This is a genomic window from Lampropedia cohaerens (genome assembly GCF_001005215.1).
Classification (GTDB): Bacteria; Pseudomonadota; Gammaproteobacteria; order Burkholderiales; family Burkholderiaceae_C; genus Lampropedia; species Lampropedia cohaerens.
Map to the genome: position 1 here is coordinate 105,882 of NZ_LBNQ01000020.1, position 22,460 is coordinate 128,341.

The window sequence follows — 22,460 nt, forward strand, 5'->3', positions numbered from 1 at the left end:
GAGAGAGGTCGGAAGAAAAGCGTTGAGGCAGGCCGGATGATCGCGTGTGCGGGGTCTCAGGCGTTGCCGGCTGCCTTGGTGGCAGGGCGTTTGAGCGGTTGCACATTGGCCGGTGTGGCCAGCGCCCGCGCGCGCTGGGTCCGTTCGCGCACCGTCTTGAGAAAGCGCGCAATGCGCTCGATGGCTTCGCGCAGATCCGGCTCGTGCGGCAGAAAGACGATGCGGAAATGGTCGGGGTCCGGCCAGTTGAAGCCCGTGCCCTGCACCAGCATCACCCGCGTTTCCTTGAGCAGCTCGAGAAAGAACAAGCGGTCATCCTCGATCGGGTACATCTCGCGATCGAGCTTGGGAAACATGTACAGCGTCGCCTGAGGCTTGACGCAGCTCACGCCCGGGATGGCGGTGATCATCTCGTAGGCCAGATCGCGCTGGCGGCGCAGGCGCCCGCCCTCGCAGGTGAGCTCGTTGATGCTCTGATAACCGCCCAGCGCGGTCTGGATGGCCCACTGGCCCGGCACATTCGAGCACAGCTTCATGTTGGCCAGCATATCCAGCCCCTCGATGTAGTCGCGCGCGTTGGCCTTGTCGCCGGAGACGATCATCCAGCCGGCGCGATAGCCGCAGGAGCGGTAGCTCTTGGACAGGGAGTTGAAGGTCAGCGTCAGCACATCGGTAGACAGACTCGCCAGCGCGATGTGGGTGTTGCCGTCGTAGAGCACCTTGTCGTAGACCTCGTCGGCCAGCAACACTAGGTTGTGCTCGCGGGCCAGCTCGACGATGGCCACCAGGGTTTCCAGCGGATAGATCACGCCAGTGGGATTGTTGGGGTTGATGACGACGATGCCCTTGGTACGCGGCGTGATCTTGGCGCGGATGTCCTCCAGGTCAGGGGCCCAGTTGTTGCTTTCGTCGCAGCGGTAATGCACGGGCGTGCCGCCAGAGAGGTTGGTCACTGCCGTCCACAACGGGTAGTCCGGCGCGGGCAGCAGCAGTTCATCGCCATCGTCAAGCAGGGCGTTGGTGGCCATGGCGATCAGCTCACTGGCACCGTTGCCCAGATAGATGTCATCAAGCGTGACGCCGACAATCCCCTGGCGCTGCGTCTCGTGCATCACCGCCTTGCGGGCAGCGAAGATGCCCTTGCTGTCGGAGTAGCCGGCCGAGGCGGGCAGGTTGCGGATCATGTCCTGCTGCACTTCCTCTGGCGCATCGAAGCCGAATGCCGCCAGATTGCCGATGTTGAGCTTGATGATCTTCTGGCCTTCCTCCTCCATGCGACGCGCCTGCTCGACGATCGGACCGCGAATGTCGTAGAGAACGTGCGCCAGCTTGGCGGACTTGTGGATGGGCTTCATGGCAAACCTCGGGCTGAAAAGTGCAATGGGCAAAAGGCAATTTGTAGCTGCACCCGCAGGCAAATCGCAAAACCTATAATTTGACCACAGTTGCCGGCGACTTCCCAATCAGCCGGCCGCCAATGCAGGCCGCGCCATGAAACTTCAAGCTGATACTCCGCAACCGACCTCCATCATCGCCTACGGCGAGGGCTGGTTGCAACTGCCCGAGCATCGCTACGAGCAGAGCGTGCTGCTGACCAGTGACGGGGAGCACCACGTCTGGGCTTGCAGCAGCTTCGAGGCGCTGACGCAGCAGCAGATGGCGGATCTGGCGGTGGTGGCCCGCTCTGCGCAGGTCGTGCTGCTGGGCAGCGGCAAGCGCACGCGGTTTCCGCCGGCAGCGTGGCTACGCCCCTTCATGGCGATGCAGGTCGGTCTGGAGTCCATGGACACCGCCGCCGCCTGCCGCACCTTCAACGTGCTCGCAGGAGAAGGGCGCAAGGTGGTAGCAGCACTGATCGTCGAGCGCTGAGAATCTATTCACCACGGCCCGCGCACGCGCCGTGTTGGCGTGCCAGGCGAGGGAGATGCAGGCGCATGCCGCAGGTGCTGCGCAGCGCACGAAAACAACCGGAACAGGTCGAGAGATGGAGCGCCACCGCGCTTGCGCCATCGCACACTGGCTGGCTCAAAGCCGACGCCGTGATTGGAAAATGCGAATCAAGTATAATCGGCAATTGCGCCGGGCCTGCAACTAGCAATACCGCCCGCTCAACGCCGAAAGCGCTGCATGGTCTAGAGGCCGGTTTTATCCGGGAATATGCAATATGTATTGCGCAACAGGGCAGAAGGTGTTGACTGGCGGCGCAGTGTGTAGCGACTGCTGCAGCGAGAGATCAGAAAGCCTGTGCCAATGGGCGCTTCTCGCCTATCCTGGTGAGGCAGTGCGCATCTTTGAGCGCCGGTTTCGCGTTGTCAAGCGTTTTTTGAACTTTCGCGCCAGGTTCGACATTTTTCAACGACACATTAGATTGAGAGACCCTGAAAACATGGCGATCGTTGTCAACAAACCACTGCCCGAGTTTGAAGCCTGCGCAACCGGCGGAGTCACTGTCACCAACACTTCTCACCTCGGCCAGATCCTTGTTCTTTATTTCTACCCGAAGGACAACACGCCCGGTTGCACGACCGAAGCGATGCAGTTTCGAGACAAGTACGACAAGTTTGTCAAGCTCGGCGCGGTGGTATTTGGAGTGTCGCGCGACAACATGAAGTCGCACGAGGCCTTCAAGGAGAAGCTGGATCTGCCGTTCGAGCTCATTGCCGATACCGAGGAGAAGATGTGCCACATGTTCGGTGTCGTGAAGAACAAGATCATGTACGGCAAGAAGGTCAAGGGCATCGAGCGCAGCACCTTCCTTGTTGCGCCGGACGGCACGCTGGCGCAGGAATGGCGTGGCCTGAAGGTGCCCGGGCATGTGGATGAAGTGCTCAAGGCGGTCAAGGCCCTCAAGAATGCGGAGAAGCAGGTCGCCTGAGCGCTGTTGCAGAGTCAGCCGGCGCCGATCGCAAATTGGGCGCAGGCACACACAAAAAGGAGCACATCACGTGCTCCTTTTTGTCGTCTGGCGCATGGTGTGCAGCCATGCAAGCCATGCTTGCATGTGCGTCGCGCTCAACGTCCGATCATCTTCTCCGGCACCACCCACTGGTCGAACTGCTCGGCGGTCAGGTAACCGGAGGCGATAGCCGCCTCGCGCAGTGTCGTGCCTTCCTTGTGGGCCTTCTTGGCGATGAAGGCGGCCTTGTCATAGCCGATGTGCGGATTGAGCGCCGTCACCAGCATCAGCGAGTTGCTGACCAGTTCCCGGATACGCTCGCGGTTGGGCGCAATGCCCACTGCGCAGTTGTTGTTGAAGCTGAGCATGCCGTCGGCCAGCAGGCGCACGCTCTGCAGGAAATTGTGTGCCACCAGGGGGCGGAACACGTTCAGCTCGAAGTTGCCGGACATGCCGCCGATGTTGATGGCCACGTCATTGCCCATCACCTGCGCGGCCAGCATGGTCAGGGCCTCACTTTGCGTGGGGTTGACCTTGCCAGGCATGATCGATGAGCCGGGCTCGTTTTCAGGGATGCTGATTTCGCCAATGCCGCTGCGCGGGCCGCTGGCGAGCCAGCGGACATCGTTGGCGATCTTGTTGAGACTGGCCGCCAGCGTCTTGAGCGCGCCATGGGCATGCACCAGCGCGTCTTGCGATGCCAGCGCCTCGAACTTGTTGGGAGCTGTCACGAAGGGCAGGCCGGTGATATTTGCCAGCTCCTCGGCAACGGCTTGCGCGTAACCCTTGGGCGCATTCAGGCCGGTACCGACGGCAGTTCCGCCCAGCGCCAGCTCGCACAGGTGGGGCTGGGCATCCTGCACGTGCTTCTTGCCATGCTCAAGCTGCGCAACCCAGCCGGAGATTTCCTGGCCCAGCGTCAGCGGCGTGGCGTCTTGCAAATGGGTGCGGCCGATCTTGACGATGTCATCGAACGCCTCGGACTTCTGCGCCAGCGTCTGTCTGAGCGTGTCGATCGCCGGCAACAACCGGTTGGTCAGCGCATCGACCGCAGCGACATGCGCAGCGGTAGGAAACACATCGTTGGACGACTGGCTCTTGTTCACATCGTCGTTGGGGTGCACCAGGCGGCCTTCGCCGCGCACGCCACCCAGCAACTCGCTGGCGCGATTAGCAATGACCTCGTTGAGGTTCATATTGGTCTGCGTGCCCGAGCCGGTCTGCCAGACTACCAGCGGGAACTCGTCATCATGCTTGCCGTCGATGACTTCCTGCGCGGCAGCGATAATGGCCTGCGCCTTTTGCTCGTCCAGCAGCCCCAGCGCGTGGTTGACCGTTGCAGAGGCGCGCTTGACCTGCGCCAACGCGCGGATGATCTCGCGCGGCTGCCTCTCGCCGGAGATGTTGAAGTTCTGCAGCGAACGCTGCGTTTGCGCGCCCCAGAGTTTGTCAGCTGGAACTTCGATGGGGCCGAAAGTGTCCTTTTCCGTGCGGGTTTGAGTCATGGCAATGCTGTAAGAAGTGAAACTAAAAAACGCAGCCAGCATGCTGCAACCATCAGGCGGCGCAGCAGCATTCGCGCGTAAGTGAGACGCTGAAAATAATTCCCATTCATTCTAGTCGGTATCCATCATCGGGTGATGGCGCGCGTCAACGCATGTGGCGCACACGCATACAATCGCCGCGACGGCAACAACTCAGGAGTTTGCGTGCAAGTTTCCGCTTCGATCTTCAAGGCTTATGACATCCGCGGCATCGTGCCCACCACGCTGACGCCAGACATTGCCCGTGCGCTGGGGCGCGCCTTTGGCACGGTGGCGCTGCAACAAGGCGAGCGGGAAGTCGCCGTTGGTCGCGATGGTCGGTTGAGCGGCCCGCAACTGTCCGCGGCGCTGATTGCCGGTCTGACGGATGTGGGGGTTGACGTGCTGGACATCGGGATGGTGACCACACCGATGCTGTACTTTGCCGCAGCCACCCATACGCGCAGCGGCATCCAGATTACCGGCAGCCACAATCCCAGGGACTACAACGGCTTCAAAATGGTGCTGGCCGGCAAGGCCATTTACGGCGAGGAAATCCAGCAGCTGCGCACGTTGATCGAGACCGATGGCTGGCAGCAGGCCAGCGCGCCAGGGCGCGTGCGGCAGCTGGACGTGTTTCCGCAATATCTGCAGCGCATTGCCTCGGACATCCGGCTGGCGCGCCCCATCAAGGTCATTGTCGATGCCGGCAACGGCGTGGCTGGCGCCAGCGCGCCGCAGGTGCTGCGCGCCATCGGCTGCGAGGTCACCGAGCTGTTCACGGACGTTGACGGCAACTTTCCCAACCACCACCCCGATCCCAGCAAGCCGGAAAACCTGCAGGACCTCATCGCCGCGTTGCGCGACAGCGATGCGGAGCTTGGCCTAGCGTTCGATGGCGACGGCGACCGCCTTGGCATCGTCACCAAGGATGGCAAGAACATCTTCCCCGACCGGCAGATCATGCTGTTTGCCAGGGATGTGCTCTCGCGCGTTCCGGGCGGTGAAATCATCTACGATGTCAAGTGCACGCAGCAGCTGGCGCCAGCCATCGAGGCAGCGGGCGGCAAGCCCGTGATGTACAAGACTGGGCATTCGCTCATCAAGGCGCGCATGCGCGAGACCGATGCGCCCCTGGGTGGGGAGATGAGCGGGCACATCTTCTTCAAGGAGCGCTGGTACGGCTTCGATGACGGCACCTATGCGGCCTGCCGGCTGCTGGAGATCCTCAGTCGCAGCGCGGACGTCTCGGTCGTTCTGAACGACCTGCCCAGCAGCCACAGCACGCCGGAGATGAATATCGCCTGCGCCGAAGGCGAGCCCCACGCGCTGGTCGCCCAGCTGGTTGAGCGCGCGCGGTTCGACGCGCCGGCCAAGGTCTGCACCATCGATGGTTTGCGGGTGGACTGGCCCGATGGCTTTGGCCTAGTACGCGCCTCCAACACCACCCCGGTCCTGGTACTGCGATTCGAGGGGCAGACGCCCGAGGCACTGCAGCGCATCCAGGCGCAGTTTCTTGCGCTGGTGCGCAGCGTCAAGCCTGACGCGCAGGTGGCGGCCGCAGCGCACTGACGCGGCATGGCCGATCCTGCTCAGGCCGCCGACGCGACTGGCTCGCGGCGTGCGCGCCGCCTCACTGGCATCGAGCGGGCCGCGCTGGCCTTCTACAGCTCGGCCATGTGGCTGGTGCAGCCGCTGTATCGGCGCAAGCTGCGCCGGCGTGCGCGCGCAGAAAGCGGCTATGGCCATGCGTTGCCCGAGCGCTTTGCGCGCTATGGCGCTACAGCCACTGTGCAGCGTGGCGATCCGGCCCACCCCGTGGTGTGGCTGCACGCGGTGTCGCTTGGTGAGACCCGCGCCGCAGGGGCATTGATTGCGGCGTTGCGCGAGCGCATTCCGGCAGTCCGGTTCGTGCTGACCAGCGGCACCGCGACCGGCTGGCAGGAGGCTACCCGACATTTGCGCGCGGGCGATGCGCAGACCTGGCTGCCGTGGGACACGCCTGGTGCCGTGCGCCGCTTTCTCGAGCATTTCCAGCCTCAGCTGGGCCTGCTGATGGAAACAGAGGTCTGGCCGAACATGGTGGAGGCCTGCGCGCGTCGTGGGCTGCCGCTCTGGCTGGTCAATGCCCGACTCAACGCCCGCTCGGCCCAGCGCATTGCGCGGGCGCGCTGGCTGATGGGACCCGCCTACCGGCACCTGGACGCTGTGCTGGCGCAGTCGGAGGCAGATGCGACGCGTCTGCGCGCCGTCGGCGCGCCGGTGCGACAGGTGAGCGGCAACATCAAGTTCGACGCCCGCCCCGATCCCCTGCAGGTGCAGCAGGGACGCCAATGGGCCGGTGCGTTCAAGGGCGAGACCGGCCGCGCCATCGTCATGCTCGCCAGCAGTCGTGATGGGGAAGAGGCCCAGTGGCTGGCCGCGTTGCAGGCGCGCACGCGCAGGGAGGGTATCCAGTGGCTGGTGGTGCCGCGTCATCCCCAGCGGTTCGATGCGGTTGCGCAGCTTTGCGTGCAGGCCGGTTTTGCGGTCTCCAGGCGCAGTGCCTGGCAGGATGCGCCGACCACGGATGGGTCAATTTGGCTGGGCGACTCGATGGGCGAGATGGCGCTGTACTACGCCATGGCGGATGTGGCGCTGCTGGGCGGCTCCTTCCTGCCACTGGGCGGGCAGAATCTGATTGAAGCCTGCGCCTGCGGCTGCCCTGTGGTGATGGGCCCGCATACCTTCAACTTCGCACAGGCGGCGCAGGACGCCGAGCACTGCGGCAGTGCCCTGCGCGTTGCGGATATGCGCCAGGCCGTGGATACCGCACAGGCGCTCGTGGCTGATGGCGAACGCCTAGCCGCCATGCGCGCATGCGCCGCAAGTTTCGCAGTCAGCCATCAAGGCGCCTTGGGCAGGACGGTCGACGCCATTGCGCGGGCGCTGGAGCGCGCATGATGCCCGCCACCGCGTGGTGGGCAATCAGTAAGCGCTGGCCATGCTCAACTCCTGCACCGCATCCGGGTCAAGCTTGAGCCTTGCCGCAAAAAGCAGCTCATCCAGTTGTTCAGGCGTGCTGGCACTGACAATCGCCGATGCCACGGAGGGTTGACGCAGCAGCCACGCAATCGCGACCTGGGAGGGTTTGGCCACATAACGGTCGGCGATTTCGTCGAGCTTTTCCAGGATGATGCGGCCGCGCTCGTTGAGGTAGCGCTCCACTACCGCCGGCCCGCGTGGGCTTTTTGCTGCATCTGCCGCGCTGCGGTACTTGCCGCTAAGAAAACCGGAGGCCAGCGCATAGTAGGGAGCAACGGCCAGCCCCAGTTGCTTGACGGCGGGCGCAAGGTCGGTCTCGTACGCCTGACGGTCGTAGAGGTTGTACTCGGGTTGCAGTACCGTAAAGCCCGGGATACCCATTTGCTGGGCGACCTTGCCTGCCTCCAGCAGGCGACTGCCGCTGTAGTTGGATGCGCCGTAGGCGCGGAGCTTGCCTGCGTTAACCAGGTCCTGCAAGGCGCCCAGCGTTTCCTCCAGCGGCACCGCAGGGTCATCCTCATGCGTGTAGTAGAGGTCGATATAGTCGGTCTGCAGCCGCAGGAGGGACGCATCGACTGCCTCGCGCAGATAGCGCGCACTTAAGCCAGCCTTGCCTTGGCCCATTGACTTGCCACCCTTGGTGGCAAGGACGATGCGCTCGCGGGGGCCTGTCTTGAGCCACTTGCCGAGAATTACTTCCGATTCACCCCCTTGGTTGCCGGGTACCCAGTTGGAATAGATGTCTGCCGTGTCGACAAAGTTGAAGCCGGCATCCACGAAAGCATCGAGCAGTCGGTGCGACATGCGTTCGTCCGCCGTCCAGCCGAAGACATTGCCGCCAAAACAAAGTGGCGAGACCGTCAGGCCACTGGCTCCGAGTGTGCGCATTTCAAACATGTATGCCCTCCTGATGTGTTGATCAAAGGTCAGACAGTCTAGCCTGATCGATCAGCGGGCCTTGTAACGCCGCGTTTCCCGAAGGGCAGCGGCCAACGTGCAGGGGGGGAGGGGCGGAGGATGGCGGGCTGCGCCTACAGCTCGTCGGCAGGCATTTTTCCCAGCAGGAACAGCGACAGCGCATCGCCCAGCCAGATCTGGATGTTGTGTTCGCGCGCAAAGCGCTGTGCCGGTGGGCTGAGTTCACCGCCTGTGGCGATGTACAGGCCCTGGCCGATCTCCTCGGCGTCCATGGCCGCGGCCAGCTGGCGCAGTGGCTCCAGTCCGTGCACCGATGCCTTCCAGCGCCGCGCATGTACCAGGGTGTAGCGGCCTTCCCGGGCGATGCGCCAGTCCGCGCCAGGGTGCTCGGCAGCAGTGATGTGCACCCCGTGGATGCGCCAGCTGTCGCGCAGGGCCTTCTGGAACTGCTCCCAGTTCATCTGACGGGCCTGCTCCAGCGCGGCGGCGCGTTTCTCGTCGCTGGGCGTGCGCAGCTGGCGCCAGGCGGCAATCAGTCCCACAACGAAAAGCGGGAAGGTGCCGACAATGGCAAAGAACACATATTCGCGCGGTATTAACGCTGCCAGCAGTGCAGAAATGGCCAGCGCCAGCATAATGCTGACCCACCACGGCGAACGCAGCAGCAGGCCAAAGAGCGAATGGCGGGGAATGGTGAATTTCACGGCGTTGGAAGTCTCGTTGGTGCGGCGCTGGCTGCAATGAACGTGCGCCGATGTATTCTCGTGCAATGGGCCACAGCAGCGCCTGAGTAGGCAGCACAGCGCCACAGGCTCGCCGCTGCAAGCTGGCGCGGAGTCGGCCAGCCCATCCGGTCAGAGATCCGCAGGGCAGCACGGGCCATCTTCTTTTTTTCATTCAACTAGTGGTAGACGATGCCAGAGCAGCAGGCTTTGCTCGCGGAACTCGCGAGTGTAAGAGATATTTTTACCGGTGATCCGTTGGTGGATACCAAGCGTTTGGTAGGGCTGGAAGTGCATGCGCACAACGCAAGGCTGCAGCTCAAGGTCCCCTATGCCGCGCAGTCCCTGCAGCCGCAGTGGCAGACGCAGCTTCAGGAGGCTGCGCGGCGCGCCGGGGTGGCGCAGTTGGAGGTGACGTTCGTGCAGGAGGTGCTGGCGCATGCGGTGCAGCCTGGCGTGCAGGTGCAGCCGCAGGTGCGCAATGTCATTGCCGTCGCATCTGGCAAAGGTGGTGTGGGCAAAAGCACCACCGCCGTCAACCTGGCGCTGGCACTGCGGCAGGAAGGCGCGCGCGTGGGCATTCTGGATGCCGACATTTACGGTCCCAGCCTTCCGGCGATGCTGGGCTTGCAGCAGCGTCCGGAAAGCCGCGATGGCAAAAGCATGGAGCCGCTCGAAGCCCATGGGCTGCAGGCGATGTCGATCGGTTTTCTGATCAAGAAAGATGACGCCATGATCTGGCGAGGCCCCATGGCCGTGCAGGCCATGGAGCAGATGTTTCGTCAGACCAACTGGCGCGATCTGGATTACCTCGTGATCGACCTGCCGCCCGGCACCGGCGACATTCATCTGAGTCTGAGCCAGAAGCTTCCGGTGACAGGCGCGGTCATCGTCACCACACCGCAGGACATCGCACTGCTGGACGCACGCAAGGGCATCCGCATGTTCGAGAAGGTCAAGGTGCCCATTCTCGGCCTCGTCGAGAACATGGCCGTCCATGTCTGTAGCCAGTGCGGCCATGCCGAGCACATCTTCGGTGAGGGCGGTGGCAAGGCGCTGTCGGCCGACGTGGGGGTCGCGTATCTCGGCGCGCTGCCGCTGGATGTGCAGATTCGCCTGCAGGCCGATGGCGGCACTCCCATCGTCGCCAGCGCACCTGATGGCGCTGTGGCGCAGACGTACCGCGACATTGCTCACCGCGTGGGCGCCAGACTCTCCCAGTTCCCCAAGGACTACAGCCACAAGTTCGGCAACATTGCCGTCAGCCAAAGCAGCTGAACATAGGCGCGGCGCGGCCTGCCTTCGGTTTCAGTATCTGGAGGCACCGAGCATCCTGCGCGCCGTATCGTCTTTCCAGATGCAGTGGTGCACCAGTACCATGGCAATGTGGCCGACGATCAGCGCCAGCAGCAGCCAGCCCAGAAAACCGTGTGCGGTAGCGCCCAGCGCGTCGCTGGTGCCGTTGATGCGTGCGACCAGTTCCGGCTGTGGCGTGCCGGGGGCAAACACCGGGATCTGACCCAACCAGGTAAAGCCACGCCCCGACCCGTATTGGCGCAGCAGGGCCGTTGCCGGCACCAGCAGCATCAGCACGTACAGCATGCAGTGCCCGGCGCCAGCGCAACGGGCGATGAACCCACTGCCGTAGGAGGGGCGGTTGCGCAGATTGCCCAGTGCCCATGCAGCGCGCAGGCTGAGTACCAGCAGCAGTGCAAAGCCGACGTGGGCATGGGTGCCCAGCATCCAGGAGTCACGCGGATGCCAGCCCAGCAAGACCTTGAGAATCATGCCGGCGAACTGCCAGGCAAACAGCAGCGCCATGCTCCAGTGGAGTATCCGGCTGATGCGGCCATAGCGCTGGGGCGTATCCAGCCACGGATTGGTTGAAGCGGGCATGGAGGGCATGGGTCTTGGTTACGGATGTCGGGAGGCCTAACCGCTCGCAGGCGTCCGCAGCACAAAGCCCACCACAATGCCGGCAAAGAGCGTGAAGCCCAGCCAGTGGTTCTGGGTAAAGGCGCGAAAGCACGATTCACGACGGCGATGGCGTATCAGCCGCCAGTGCCAGCCGACCTGCAGCAACGCGACCAGCACTGCGAGCAGCCAGGGCCAGCCCAGATCGTAGGATGCCAGTACCCAGACCCACAGCGCAATGAACACCAGGTAGAACAAGGTAATCGCCATCACATCCCAACGCCCCAGCGTGATGGCGGAGGTCTTGAGGCCAAGACGCAGATCGTCGTCGCGGTCCACCATGGCGTACTCCGTGTCATAGGCGATCACCCACAGCAGGTTGCCAATGACCAGCAGCCAGGCCTCGGCAGGTACATGGTTTTGCACCGCTGCGAACGCCATGGGGATGCCAAATGAAAAGGCCACGCCCAGGACGGCCTGCGGCATCGCAAAAAACCGCTTGGTGAAGGGGTAGAAAACCGTCACTGCCACGGCCAGAAAAGACATTGCGATGGTCAGCGCGTTGGTCGTCAGCACCAGTGCGAAGGCTGCCAGCGTCAGCACCAGGCCCACCAGCAGCGCTTCGCGCACGGAAATGCGTCCCGCCGTGATGGGGCGTTGCACGGTCCGCTTGACGTGGCGATCAAACTCTCGGTCGGCCACATCGTTGATGCAGCAGCCGGCGCTGCGCATCAGGATGGTGCCCAGCGTGAATACCGCCAGCAAATGCCAGCCGGGAAAGCCTTCTGCGGCAATCCACAGGGCGCTGAGGGTGGGCCACAGCAGCAGCAACCAGCCGGCTGGACGATTCCAGCGAATCAGATCAAGGTAGTTGCGCCAGCGTTCGGCAGGGCGGGGGGAGGCAACGGAAGTGGACATGTAGCGAAGCTCTGGACGGGCTCAACGGAATGGACAAAGCCGATCAGACGCATTGTCGCCGCGAATCGAAAACCCGCGCCAGCAAGGACTTTGAACGGGCGCTCAATGGCGCGAAGCAGCAGGCGTTTGCGGTGCCGGTGCAGCCAGCAGCGAGACGCTGGCCGGTCGGCCGGGCAACTGCAGCTGCGCAACCGGCGCAGGGGTGGCGGCGATCACTTTCCCCGCCTTCCACACCTGCAGCCGGGTGGCGCGCAGGCGGATGGCCTCGATGGGATCGCGGGCATGCAGCAGCACGAAGTCGGCCCTGGCGCCCGGCTGCAGGCCATAGCCTTCCAGCCCCAGGATGGCTGCGGGCGTGGTGGTGACGGCGTCAAAGCACTGGCGCATGGCACTCTGGCTTGTCATCTGCGCCACGTGCAGCCCCATGTGGGCAACTTCCAGCATGTCACCGCTGCCCAGGCTGTACCAGGGGTCCATCGCGCAGTCCTGACCGAATGCCACTGGAATGCCGGCTGCCAGCAGCTCGGGCACGCGGGTCATGCCCCGACGCTTGGGATAGCTGTCATGGCGGCCCTGCAGGGTGATGTTGATGAGCGGGTTGGCAATGGCCGCCACACCGGCTTCCTTCATCAGTGGCAGCAGCTTGGAGACGTAATAGTTGTCCATGCTGTGCATGGAGGTCAGGTGCGAGCCAACGACGCGCCCCTGCAAACCCAGTCTCTGCGTTTCATAGGCCAGGCTTTCGATGTGGCGGCTCAGCGGATCGTCGCTTTCGTCACAGTGCATGTCCACGCGCAGGCCGCGCTCGGCGGCCAACTCGCACAGCCAGCGCACGCTCTCGGCGCCGTCGGCCATCGTGCGCTCGAAATGCGGAATGCCGCCGACGACATCGACGCCCATGTCCAGCGCGCGGACTAGGTTCTCCCGCGCCGCGGGGCTGCGCAGCAGGCCGTCCTGCGGAAAGGCAACGAGCTGCAGGTCGATGTAGGGCCTGACTTGTTCGCGCACGTGCAGCAGCGCCTCGACGGCCAACAGGCGCGGGTCGCACACATCCACATGGCTGCGGATGGCCAGTAGTCCGCGCGCGGCAGCCCAGTCGCAGTAGGCCAGCGCGCGCGCCACGATGGCTTCCTGCGTCAGCAGTGGCTTGAGCTCACCCCACAGCGCGATGCCTTCCAGAAGCGTGCCGCTCTGGTTGACGCGGGGCAGGCCAAAGCTGAGCGTCGAATCCATGTGGAAGTGCGCGTCGACAAAGGGTGGCGACAGCAGCAGGCCCTGGGCGTCCACCACTTCATGGGCAGGGGCCAGCAGGCCCGGCGTAAGTTCGACGATACGGCCCTGCTGGACAGCCACCGACATGTCGGTGCGGCCATCGGGCAGGCTGGCGTGGGTGATGAGCAGATCAAGCATGGTTGCGTAGGGGAGGTTCAGCGTTCGCCCTTGCGGTAGGGCTTCATCAGGGCCTGCGGGTAGCTGGCGCGGCGCGCCATGACTATCAGCGCGAGGATGGAGAGCAGATACGGCAGCATCAGGTAGATCTGGTAGGGCAGCAGGCCGCCGCCTGTGCCCTGTTGCAGGCGCAGCTGCAGCGCATCGAAGAAGGCAAACAGCAGTGCGCCCAGCAGCGCCTTGCCCGGGCGCCAGGACGCAAATACGACGAGTGCCACGCAAATCCAGCCTCGGCCGTTGACCATGTCGAAATAGAACGCGTTGAAGGCGGCCAGCGTCAAGAATGCGCCCGCTACGCCCATCAGCGCCGAGCCACAGGCAATGGCGCCGGTGCGCACCCAGACTACCGGAATGCCCTGGCTTTCTGCTGCCTGCGGGCTTTCGCCCACCATGCGGATAGCCAGGCCCAGTGGCGTGCGCATCAGCACATAGGCCAGCAGCGGCACCAGCAGCAGCGCGAGCAGGGTCAGGGGCGTCTGCGCATTGAGCACCGGGATCGGCAGCCAGTCCATGGCGGCAAAAGGCGTGATGGTCGGTGGCGTATCGACGCTGGGCAGCTGCACCCGGTAGGCGTAGGAGGCCAGCGCCGTGGCCAGCATGGTGATACCCAGCCCGACGACATGCTGTGACAGTGCCAGCCCAACCGTCAGCGCAGCGTGCAGCAGGCCGAAGGCAGCACCCGTTAGCGCCGCGGCGAGCACGCCCGTCCACAGTCCGTGCCCGGCATACACCGTGAACCAGCCTGCAAACGCGCCAGCCACCATGATGCCCTCGATGCCCAGGTTCAGCACGCCGGCGCGCTCGCACAGCAGCACACCCAGGGTGCCGAGAATCAGCGGCGTGGCCAGTCGCAGCACTGCTGCCCAGAAGGGTAGGCTGGCCAGCGTATCGAACAGTTCCTGCATGGTAGGGTTCCGATCTAGTTGGGGTCCGGGCCGCTCAGGTGGATTTGCCAAGCCGCACGCGGTACTGCACCAGCAGTCCTGCAACCAGCACGGCCAGCAGCGCCATGGCGACGATCACGTCGGCAATGTAGGTCGGCACGCCCACGGCGCGGCTCATGCTGTCCGAACCTACCTGCACGCCTGCAACGAAGATGGCCGCAGCCACCACGCCCAGCGGGCGCAGCCCGGCGAGCATCGCAATCACGATGCCGGTGTAGCCGTAGCCAGGGGAGAGGTCCAGCGTCACGTAGCCGGTGCGCCCGGCCACCTCGATGGCGCCAGCCAGTCCGGCCAGCGCCCCTGAGAGCAATGCCGCACAGACGACGGTGCGCGTGCTGGCAACCCCCACGAATGCTGCTGCACGCGGGTTGGCCCCCGTGGCACGGATGTCAAACCCCAGTACGCTGCGCGAGAGCAGCAGCCACAGCAGCAACGCCAGCCCCACCGCCCACAGCAGGCCAGTGTGCAGCCGCGTGCCCTGCAGCAGGCGGGCCAGTTCCAGCTCCGGCTGCAGCGCCACGGTCTGCGGCCAGCCCAGCGCCAGCGGATCCTTCATCGCGCCATCAAGCAACGCCGAGACGGCCAGCAGCACGATGAAGTTCAGCAGCAAGGTGGTGACCACCTCATCCACCCCCAGCTGCAGTTTCAGCAACGCGGGGCCCAGTAGCAGGGCTGCGCCCGCCAGCGCCGCGGCCAGCAGCATCAGCGGAAACAGCAACCACGCTGGCAGGCCAAGGCCGCTGCCCCCGTGCATGCCACCAATGGCGATGGCTGCGATGGCGCCGGCATACAGCTGCCCTTCGGCACCGATGTTGAACAGCCGGGCGCGGAATGCCACGGTGACGGCCAGTCCGGTGAGAATGAGCGGAACAGCGCGTGTGAGCGTCTCGCTCCAGGCAAAGCGCGAGCCAAAGCCCCCTTGGAGCAGCAGCGCAAAGGTCTGGTCCACGGGCTTACCAGCCCACAGCACCAGCAGGGTCACCAGCAGCATGGTCACCAGCAGTGCCAGCAGGGGCGCAGCCAGCATGGCCGTGCGCGAGGGGGCGTGGCGTTTCTCCAGCCTCATGCCGGTGCCTCCGCAGGCTCGCCAGCCGGGGAAGGTACCGCGGCATCCGGCGCGGCGCCGGCCATGGCCAGCCCGATCGAGGCGCGGGTCCACTCCTGCGCGGGCCGTGCGCGTGTAAGCGTGCCGGCGTGCAGCACGGCGATGCGGTCCCCCATCAGCATGACTTCGTCGAGGTCGTCGGAGATCAGCAGCACGGCCGCGCCCGCATCGCGGGCAGCCAGCAATTGCTGCTGCACATAGCGCACTGCGCCGATATCCAGTCCCCAGGTAGGCTGGTGGGCAACGATGAGTGCCGGAGCCTTGCCATCACTGCGCGCCAGCACGCGGCCGAGAATGAGTTTTTGCATGTTGCCGCCCGACAGCGCGCGGGCTGGCACATCCAGCCCGCCGCCACGTACGTCGAAAGCCTGCACGATGCGCGCTGCCTCGGCGCGAGCGGCCTTGCGGCGAACAAAGCCCCAGCGACGCAACGCACTGCCTGGCACATGGAACTGTTCGGCCACGGCGTTTTCCCAGACTGGCAGATCGCCGACCACACCGGTGCCATGCCGGTCCTCAGGGATGCGCGCCACGCCTTGCGCCACCAGCCAGCTGGGCTCGGCACGCAGCGGCACGCCGTGCAGCGTGACGTCGCCCTGCGTGCAGCGCGAAGTGCCGCACAGCAGGCCCGCCAGCGCGATCTGGCCATTGCCGGAGACCCCTGCAATGGCCACGATCTCCCCGGCATGCAGTGTCAGGTCCACGCCGCGCAGGCCATCGTCCGTGTGGGCGGCTCGCAACTGGCACACCGGTTTCGGTGCGGAGACTGCGGCAGCAGGCCTGCGCGCGCCGATGGCCACGCTTTGCCCGACCATGGCCGCGGCCAGATCGGCTTGCGTGGCGCCGGCAGCGGGCATTTGCGCGACCAGCTTGCCGCCGCGCAGCACCGCAATGCGGTGGGAGACGCGCAGCACCTCGGCGAGCTTGTGGCTGATGAAGATGATCGACAGGCCCATGGCGACCATTTGTGCCAGCGTGGCAAACAGCGATTCGCTCTCCTGCGGCGTCAGCACCGCAGTGGGTTCATCGAGAATCAGGATGCGTGCCCCCCGGTAAAGCGCCTTGAGGATTTCCACGCGCTGGCGCTCGCCCACGCTGAGGGCGCCCACCCGTGCCTCGGGCTGCACGGTGAGACCGAACTGTTGCGCCACCGCCTGCAGCTTTGCGCGCGCGGCATCACGCGCGCAGCGCAAGGCCCACAGTGGCTCGGTGCCGAGCATGACGTTGTCCAGCACACTGAGGTTGTCGGCCAGCGCGAAATGCTGGTGCACCATGCCGATGCCGGCAGCCAGCGCCGCCTTGGGATTGCCGGGCGGCAGCGTCTGGCCAAAAACCTCGATGCGGCCCTCGTCAGCCACGTAATGGCCGAACAGGATGGACATCAGCGTGGACTTGCCCGCGCCGTTTTCGCCCAACAGCGCCAGCACCTCGCCCGGCATCAGCTGCAGCGAAATGCGATCGTTGGCGAGCAATGTCCCGAAGCGCTTGGTAATGCCCTCAAGGCGCAGCACTGGCTGCGGTGTCGTTTCCATGGCGGGGTCTCAATCGAGGCGGGTCAGGGCTTGGGCTGGGCGTCGTTGATCTCGACCTCGAACGTTCCGGCGAGGATCTCGGCCTGACGGGCGGCGACTTTTTCCTTGATCTCAGCAGGCACCTTGTCCTCGAAGGTGCCCAACGGCGCAAGCGAGGCGCCCTTGTGCTGCATCATCGAATACGGGCCGTAGTTCTCGGCGGTATAGCTGCCCGTCCTGATCTTCTCAAGGGCGGCAGCCACCGTCGGCTCGAAATGCCAGATGGCCGAAGCCACGACGGTGTCTGGGTACTGGTCCTGCGTGTTGACGACGTTGCCAATGGCCAGCACGCCACGCTCCTTGGCCGCGTCACTGACGCCAAAGCGCTCGGCATACAGCACATCGACGCCGGCGTCGACCATGGCGAACGCGGCTTCCTTGGCCTTGGGCGGATCGAACCAGCTGTTGATGAAGGTGACGGTGAACTGCACCTGTGGATTGATCGCGCGCGCGCCGTCCATGAATGCGTTCATCAAGCGGTTGACCTCGGGGATGGGAAAGCCGCCGACCAGGCCGATCTTGCCGCTTTGGCTCATGCCGGCGGCAATCATGCCGGTAAGGTAGGCAGGCTCGTGGATGTAGTTGTCAAACACGCTGAAGTTGGGCGCTTGCGGGCCACCGGACGAGCCCATGATGAAGGCCGTCTGCGGAAAGTCGCGCGCCACGCGGCGTGCGGCGGTCTCGATGGCAAAGGCTTCGCCGAAGATGAGCTGGTGACCGGCCGAGGCATATTCACGCAGCACACGCTCGTAATCCGCATTTGCGACGTTCTCGGTGGCCTCGTAATCGATCTCTCCGCGCGCCTGCGCTGCCTGCAGGGCGGCATGAATGCGGCCAACCCATTGCTGCTCGAACGGAACAGTGTAGACGCCGGCCACTTTGATCTTTTCCTGTGCCAGCGAAGGCAAGTGCACGCTGGCGCCCAGAACGGCGGCGACGAATGCGGCCAGCGTGGCACGACGGGTAGGGGTGAACATGGGCGACTCCTTGGGAATAGACGGACACAATAGGAAAAAAAGGGCGCTCGCGCGCAAGCTGCTGACACAAGCGAAAGCCATGCCAGATGCCACGGTGTGTTGCAAGGCTGCAGCGTCTGGCGGTGGCAGCGGGCCCTGGGGCCTGCTAACGATGGCTGCCCACCACGTGCACGTTGCAGGTGCGTGATTCGTGCCGATGCCCGATAAGGGGCAATTTTCGCGGATAAAAGTAGCCTGTCAGGCCAGGTTTTGCATTTTGATGGTGCGAATTGATCAAGGCGATTCTTTGAGAAGCACTGTTATGGTGCGTTCTCGCGTGTGATGCCAGTGCAGCATGCTAGGACCCCGCAGCGGTGGCAGCTTCCGGCAGCGCCGCATCCAATGCCCGCAGCAAATCCGTCTGCGTGATGATGCCCAGCAGATGGTGCTGGGCGTCTACCACCGGAACGTGGTAGCGTCCGCCCTGACTGAGTACGGGAATGATCTCCAGCAAAGGCTGGCTGGCATGGGCAATGACGAGTGAGGGCACCATGACATCGCGTACGGTGCGTGCCTGCGCCGCGGGGCCAGCCGGGTTGTGCAACGGGCGACGCGCTCTGCCACCGCGTGCACCCAGCCATTTCCCGGCATCCATGAAGCCCAGCCACTTGCTGCGCGCCGAAGCCGGTGCGCGCGTGTTCGCCTGCATGGGCGCAGCGAGTGACTTGTCGGCTGAAGGAGCTGCAGGCGTCAGCGTCGTCATCCATTCCTTCAGGCCAACGCTGCCGAGCAGCCGGTTTTCCGCATCGACCACTGGCAGTTCGCGATGATGGCTGCTTGCCAGCAGGCTATGCAGCTCGGAAAGTGGCAGATCGGCCGGCACGCTGTCCACCGGCGTGCGCATGGCATCGCCGCAGGTCAGGTCGCCCAGATGGCGCTGGAAAGCGGCGCCGCTGGCGGTATGCAGCAATTCCGTGAGGTCTTCCCGGCTGATGGCCAGCACCTCGTTGTAGCGCGCCAGCGCAGCATCGACATCTGCCTGCGAAATGTGGCCGCGCGCGGAGGATGAGCCCTCGGAGACCACCTGCCGGTGCGGGTAGCGCCGGCCTGTCGCCCTGTTGTAGGCGGATCCCACCAGCACCAGCAGCAGCAGGTTGAAGCCAAGGGGGAACAGCAGCAGCGATGGCTGCTGGATGTGGTTGAGCACCATGTACAGCGAAATTGCCGCACCGGGCGGGTGCACCGCGCGCAGCTGGATCATCAGCAGGATGGCCAGCGGCACGGCCAGCGCAGCGGCCAGGACGGTGTTGTCGATCAGTATCGAGACCATCATGCCGCACGCGGCAGAGGCGATGTTGCCGACCAGTACCGACCAGGGCTGGGCGATGGGGCTGGAGGGCATGGCAAAAATCAGCAGCGCCGAGGCGCCCAGCGATGCGCCGTGCCAGAACATCTCCAGCTGGTCGTGCGCCACCCATTGGCTAAGAAAGGCCGCCAGGCCAATGGCAATCGCGGTGCCGCCCATGGTGCGCAGACATTCGCGCAGGGTGACATTGGCCGGCGCAGGTCGCAGATCCTGCACGAAATGGATCAGGCGGCGGGACAGCGAATCAGGCAGTGGCAGCATCACGATGCGGCGGCGGACCTTGCGCCAGGGCAGCATTGCGCATCGCAGGCGGCTGCGCAGTGCCTGCCCCTGCGCGCAGGTGCACCGACTTGGGGATTAGGCAGGGCAGCGAGTGTAGCGCGCAGTGGCTGCACGTGCAGTGGCGTTGGCGTCTCGCTGCGGCGGTTGGAGCCCCTGAACAGCTTCTGAGGCCCGCGCCGCAGGAGATTCAAGCCGCCCTGTGCTCCGCGTCCTCGGGTACGCCTGCTGCAGCGCGGGCGGCGCGGGCAATTATCAGATCCTCGCGGGTGGGCACGATCATGACGGTTGTGCGCGCCAGCTCGGAGGAGATGACGGTTGCACCCTCGGCGTTGCGGCCATGGTCGATCTCGATGCCGATCCAGCCCAGCCGTTCGCAGACCCGCCTGCGTATCATGCGCGAGTTCTCGCCAATGCCGCCGCAGAACACCAGCAGATCAATGCCGCCCATCACCGCTGCCATTGCACCCAGCTCGCGCTGGACGCGGAAGACGAAGTAATCGATGGCGCGATGGGACTGGGCATTGTCGGCTTGCTCCAGCGTGCGCATGTCGTTGGATAACCCGCCAGACAGGCCCAGCAGGCCCGACTCGTTGTAGAGAATCTGGCGGATCTGCGCGGTGTTGAGCTTTTCCTGGTCGAGCATGTACAGCAGCACGCCCGGATCGATCTGGCCGCAGCGGGTGCCCATGGGCAGACCGTCGAGCGCCGAGAACCCCATGGAGGAAGCTACTGAACGGCCGTCGTGAATGGCGCACATCGAGGCGCCATTGCCAAGGTGCGCAATCACCACGCGGCCAGCGTACAGGTTCGGGGCAACGCGCTGAAGCTCGCTGGTGACGTACTCGTAGCTCAGGCCGTGAAAGCCGTAGCGGCGTACGCCCTGCTCGTAATAGCGAATGGGCAGCGCAAAGGTGTCGTTGACGAACGGTTGGCCTCGGTGAAAGGCGGTATCGAAGCACGCGACCTGCGGCACCCCCGGGAAGGCCTCAGCGGCCGCATGAATACCGGCGATATTGTGCGGCTGGTGCAGCGGTGCGAAGGGACTGAGCGCCTCAAGCTTCTTCAGCAGCTCGGGTGTGACCAGCGCAGGCGCGCGCAGGTCCGGGCCGCCATGCACGACGCGGTGGCCGATGGCGGCCATGCGCAGCTGCGGATATGTCTGCTTGATCGTAGCGATCACGCTGGCCAGGGCACCGGCATGCGTGCCGAGGTCGGAGCCCGGGGCAGGCGGCAAGATCTCGCCGCGCTGATTCTTGAGCTCGATGTGCCCTTGCGGGCCGATGCGCTCGACCTGGCCGGTGATGAGAGCCTGCCTGCCAAAGGCGGGAAAGAGCGCCATCTTCAGCGAGGAGGAGCCGGCATTGAGGGCCAGGAAACCGGCATGGGCCCAGCGGGCCTGGTTGCGGTCATCGGCGGTGGGGATGGGATCAGGCATGGGCGCTTGCCGGCTAGGGCGTGTTGAGGTGGTAGGCGTGATGCAGCGCGGCGATGGCACAGGAGGCCAGGCGTGCCTTTGGGCTGTCGGAGCGGGAGTTGAGGATGACCGGCACCTTGGCGCCCAGCACGACGCCGGCGCCTTCTGCGTGGCTGACAAAGGTCAACTGCTTGGCCAGCATGTTGCCGGCATCGATGTCGGGCACGACCAGGATGTTGGCTTGGCCGGCCACGCCGCCGCTCAGCCCCTTGGTGCGTGCCGCACCCACGTCCACGGCATTGTCCATGGCCAGTGGACCATCGACCAGTCCACCCTTGATCTGGCCGCGCTCGGCCATCTTGGACAGCAGGGCCGCGTCGATGGAAGATTGGATTGCCGGATTGACAGTCTCCACTGCAGACAGGACGCCAGCGCGTGGCTTGAGCCCGAGTGCCGCAGCGAGATCAATGGCGTTCTGCACGATATCGACCTTGGTGGCCAGATCGGGTGCAATATTGATGGCCGCGTCGGTCACCAGCAGCGGTTCACTGCGGCCTGGCACGTCCATGATGAAAACGTGTGTGAAGCGCCGGCCGATGCGCAGGCCGGTGGACCTGTCGAGCATGGGGCGCAGCAGGTCGTCGGTGTGCAGGTGGCCTTTCATCACCGAAGCGGCGCGACCTTCGTGCACCAGCGTGCAGGCGCGCTGCGCCACGCGCTGGTCGTCGCCCGCTTCCTCGATGAGCATGCAGGCACTGAGATCTTCCCCCATGGCTTCGGCGGTGGCGCGGATGCGCGCTCCGTCGCCCACCAGCAGGGGCACGATGATGCCTTCGCGGGCGGCCAGCAGCGCGCCGCCCAGGGAGTTGGGATCGTCCGGGCAAACGACCGCCACCGGCACCGCAGGCAGCTGGCGGGCACGCTCGATCAGCGCGTCGAAATGGCGGTGGCGCTGCACCAGCAGGCCGGGAATCTCGATGTCGTCGCGGTCGAACTTGTGCGCCGGTGCGATCACCTCGGCTTCGCCGTCGATGATGCACTGGCCGTCTACCAGCCGGCTGGCGCGGGTGTGCAGGCGCACCACGTTGTCGCCGCATTTGTCCAGCACCCGCGTCTCAAGCAGCAGCTCGTCGCCGGCGTGGGCACGGGCATGCACCTTGAAGTGGTGGCTGCGAAACAGTGTGCCAGGCCCCGGCAGCAGGTTGCCCAGCACGCTGGAGATCAGCGCCACGACGTAGACCGCTGGTGCAATGTTTTCCGGAACGCCGTCGCCATCGACATCGGTGCTGGGAAGATGCATGGGGTTGTAGTTGCCCGATGCGGCGGCAAACACGTACAGGTCATCCTGCGTGATCAGGCGCCTGAGCTCGGCGTGGTCCCCGACATGCAGTTCGTCATAGGTGCGATTGGTCAGGCGCATTCACTTTCTCCCTGGCGGAGGCACTTTCCGGGACGGTC

The 22,460-nt window shown here is 64.7% G+C and carries 19 protein-coding genes; 5 read left to right on the top strand and 14 right to left on the bottom strand.

The annotated features are described in order from the left end of the window. Nucleotides 1-56: 56 nt before the first annotated feature. Nucleotides 57-1,355, bottom strand: a complete 1,299-nt coding sequence (locus AAV94_RS05835; RefSeq protein ID WP_046741383.1) for a pyridoxal phosphate-dependent aminotransferase — start codon at nucleotides 1,353-1,355, stop codon at nucleotides 57-59. Between the two features lie 136 nt (nucleotides 1,356-1,491). On the opposite strand from AAV94_RS05835, the gene AAV94_RS05840 reads away from it, so the two are divergent. Then, entirely contained in the window at nucleotides 1,492-1,869 is a 378-nt protein-coding gene (locus AAV94_RS05840) for an Mth938-like domain-containing protein (protein WP_046741384.1), read from the top strand. Between the two features lie 517 nt (nucleotides 1,870-2,386). Continuing rightward, nucleotides 2,387-2,875: a peroxiredoxin gene (locus tag AAV94_RS05845; protein ID WP_046741385.1), complete on the top strand. Its 489-nt coding sequence runs from the start codon at nucleotides 2,387-2,389 to the stop codon at nucleotides 2,873-2,875. Nucleotides 2,876-3,012: 137 nt separating this feature from the next. On the opposite strand, the gene fumC is transcribed toward AAV94_RS05845, so the two are convergent. Beyond that, a complete protein-coding gene (gene fumC, locus AAV94_RS05850; protein ID WP_046741439.1) occupies nucleotides 3,013-4,401 on the bottom strand; it encodes a class II fumarate hydratase in 1,389 nt (462 codons plus the stop codon). 204 nt (nucleotides 4,402-4,605) lie between these two features. Between fumC and AAV94_RS05855 the strand changes: the two genes are divergently transcribed. Both AAV94_RS05855 and AAV94_RS05860 read left to right on the top strand, forming a co-directional pair. Next, entirely contained in the window at nucleotides 4,606-5,991 is a 1,386-nt protein-coding gene (locus AAV94_RS05855) for a phosphomannomutase/phosphoglucomutase (RefSeq protein WP_046741440.1), read from the top strand. Nucleotides 5,992-5,997: 6 nt separating this feature from the next. Continuing rightward, nucleotides 5,998-7,362, top strand: a complete 1,365-nt coding sequence (locus AAV94_RS05860; protein WP_331396793.1) for a 3-deoxy-D-manno-octulosonic acid transferase — start codon at nucleotides 5,998-6,000, stop codon at nucleotides 7,360-7,362. A gap of 24 nt (nucleotides 7,363-7,386) precedes the next feature. Here the strand turns inward: AAV94_RS05860 and AAV94_RS05865 are convergent, their stop codons facing one another. Both AAV94_RS05865 and AAV94_RS05870 read right to left on the bottom strand, forming a co-directional pair. After that, entirely contained in the window at nucleotides 7,387-8,340 is a 954-nt protein-coding gene (locus AAV94_RS05865; protein ID WP_046741386.1) for an aldo/keto reductase, read from the bottom strand. Nucleotides 8,341-8,474: 134 nt separating this feature from the next. After that, complete coding sequence (locus AAV94_RS05870) at nucleotides 8,475-9,065, bottom strand: restriction endonuclease (RefSeq protein ID WP_046741387.1); 591 nt, start codon at nucleotides 9,063-9,065, stop codon at nucleotides 8,475-8,477. 210 nt (nucleotides 9,066-9,275) lie between these two features. Here AAV94_RS05870 and apbC point away from each other — a divergent pair, with 210 nt between their 5' ends. Next, nucleotides 9,276-10,361, top strand: coding sequence for an iron-sulfur cluster carrier protein ApbC (apbC, locus tag AAV94_RS05875; protein ID WP_046741388.1), 1,086 nt, complete (start codon nucleotides 9,276-9,278; stop codon nucleotides 10,359-10,361). Between the two features lie 30 nt (nucleotides 10,362-10,391). On the opposite strand, the gene AAV94_RS05880 is transcribed toward apbC, so the two are convergent. From AAV94_RS05880 to AAV94_RS05925, 10 genes are all read right to left on the bottom strand, one after another. Further along, nucleotides 10,392-10,979, bottom strand: a complete 588-nt coding sequence (locus tag AAV94_RS05880; RefSeq protein WP_084824767.1) for a cytochrome b — start codon at nucleotides 10,977-10,979, stop codon at nucleotides 10,392-10,394. Nucleotides 10,980-11,015: 36 nt separating this feature from the next. After that, nucleotides 11,016-11,915: a 4-hydroxybenzoate octaprenyltransferase gene (gene ubiA, locus AAV94_RS05885; RefSeq protein WP_046741390.1), complete on the bottom strand. Its 900-nt coding sequence runs from the start codon at nucleotides 11,913-11,915 to the stop codon at nucleotides 11,016-11,018. 102 nt (nucleotides 11,916-12,017) lie between these two features. Further along, the gene (locus tag AAV94_RS05890; protein ID WP_046741391.1) at nucleotides 12,018-13,325 is read right to left on the bottom strand and encodes an amidohydrolase family protein; all 1,308 of its coding nucleotides are present in this window, start codon (nucleotides 13,323-13,325) and stop codon (nucleotides 12,018-12,020) included. A 17-nt stretch (nucleotides 13,326-13,342) separates the two neighbouring features. Continuing rightward, nucleotides 13,343-14,269: an ABC transporter permease gene (locus AAV94_RS05895; protein ID WP_046741392.1), complete on the bottom strand. Its 927-nt coding sequence runs from the start codon at nucleotides 14,267-14,269 to the stop codon at nucleotides 13,343-13,345. Between the two features lie 34 nt (nucleotides 14,270-14,303). Next, complete coding sequence (locus tag AAV94_RS05900) at nucleotides 14,304-15,374, bottom strand: ABC transporter permease (RefSeq protein WP_046741393.1); 1,071 nt, start codon at nucleotides 15,372-15,374, stop codon at nucleotides 14,304-14,306. Beyond that, complete coding sequence (locus AAV94_RS05905) at nucleotides 15,371-16,945, bottom strand: ABC transporter ATP-binding protein (protein WP_046741394.1); 1,575 nt, start codon at nucleotides 16,943-16,945, stop codon at nucleotides 15,371-15,373. The genes AAV94_RS05900 and AAV94_RS05905 overlap by 4 nt, the downstream gene beginning before the upstream one ends. A gap of 23 nt (nucleotides 16,946-16,968) precedes the next feature. Next, complete coding sequence (locus tag AAV94_RS05910) at nucleotides 16,969-17,961, bottom strand: BMP family protein (RefSeq protein WP_084824768.1); 993 nt, start codon at nucleotides 17,959-17,961, stop codon at nucleotides 16,969-16,971. 337 nt (nucleotides 17,962-18,298) lie between these two features. Beyond that, complete coding sequence (locus tag AAV94_RS05915) at nucleotides 18,299-19,603, bottom strand: HPP family protein (RefSeq protein WP_052754933.1); 1,305 nt, start codon at nucleotides 19,601-19,603, stop codon at nucleotides 18,299-18,301. 172 nt (nucleotides 19,604-19,775) lie between these two features. Continuing rightward, nucleotides 19,776-21,023, bottom strand: coding sequence for an acetate/propionate family kinase (locus tag AAV94_RS05920; RefSeq protein WP_084824769.1), 1,248 nt, complete (start codon nucleotides 21,021-21,023; stop codon nucleotides 19,776-19,778). 13 nt (nucleotides 21,024-21,036) lie between these two features. Continuing rightward, nucleotides 21,037-22,422, bottom strand: a complete 1,386-nt coding sequence (locus AAV94_RS05925; protein ID WP_046741395.1) for a bifunctional enoyl-CoA hydratase/phosphate acetyltransferase — start codon at nucleotides 22,420-22,422, stop codon at nucleotides 21,037-21,039. Nucleotides 22,423-22,460: the final 38 nt, after the last annotated feature.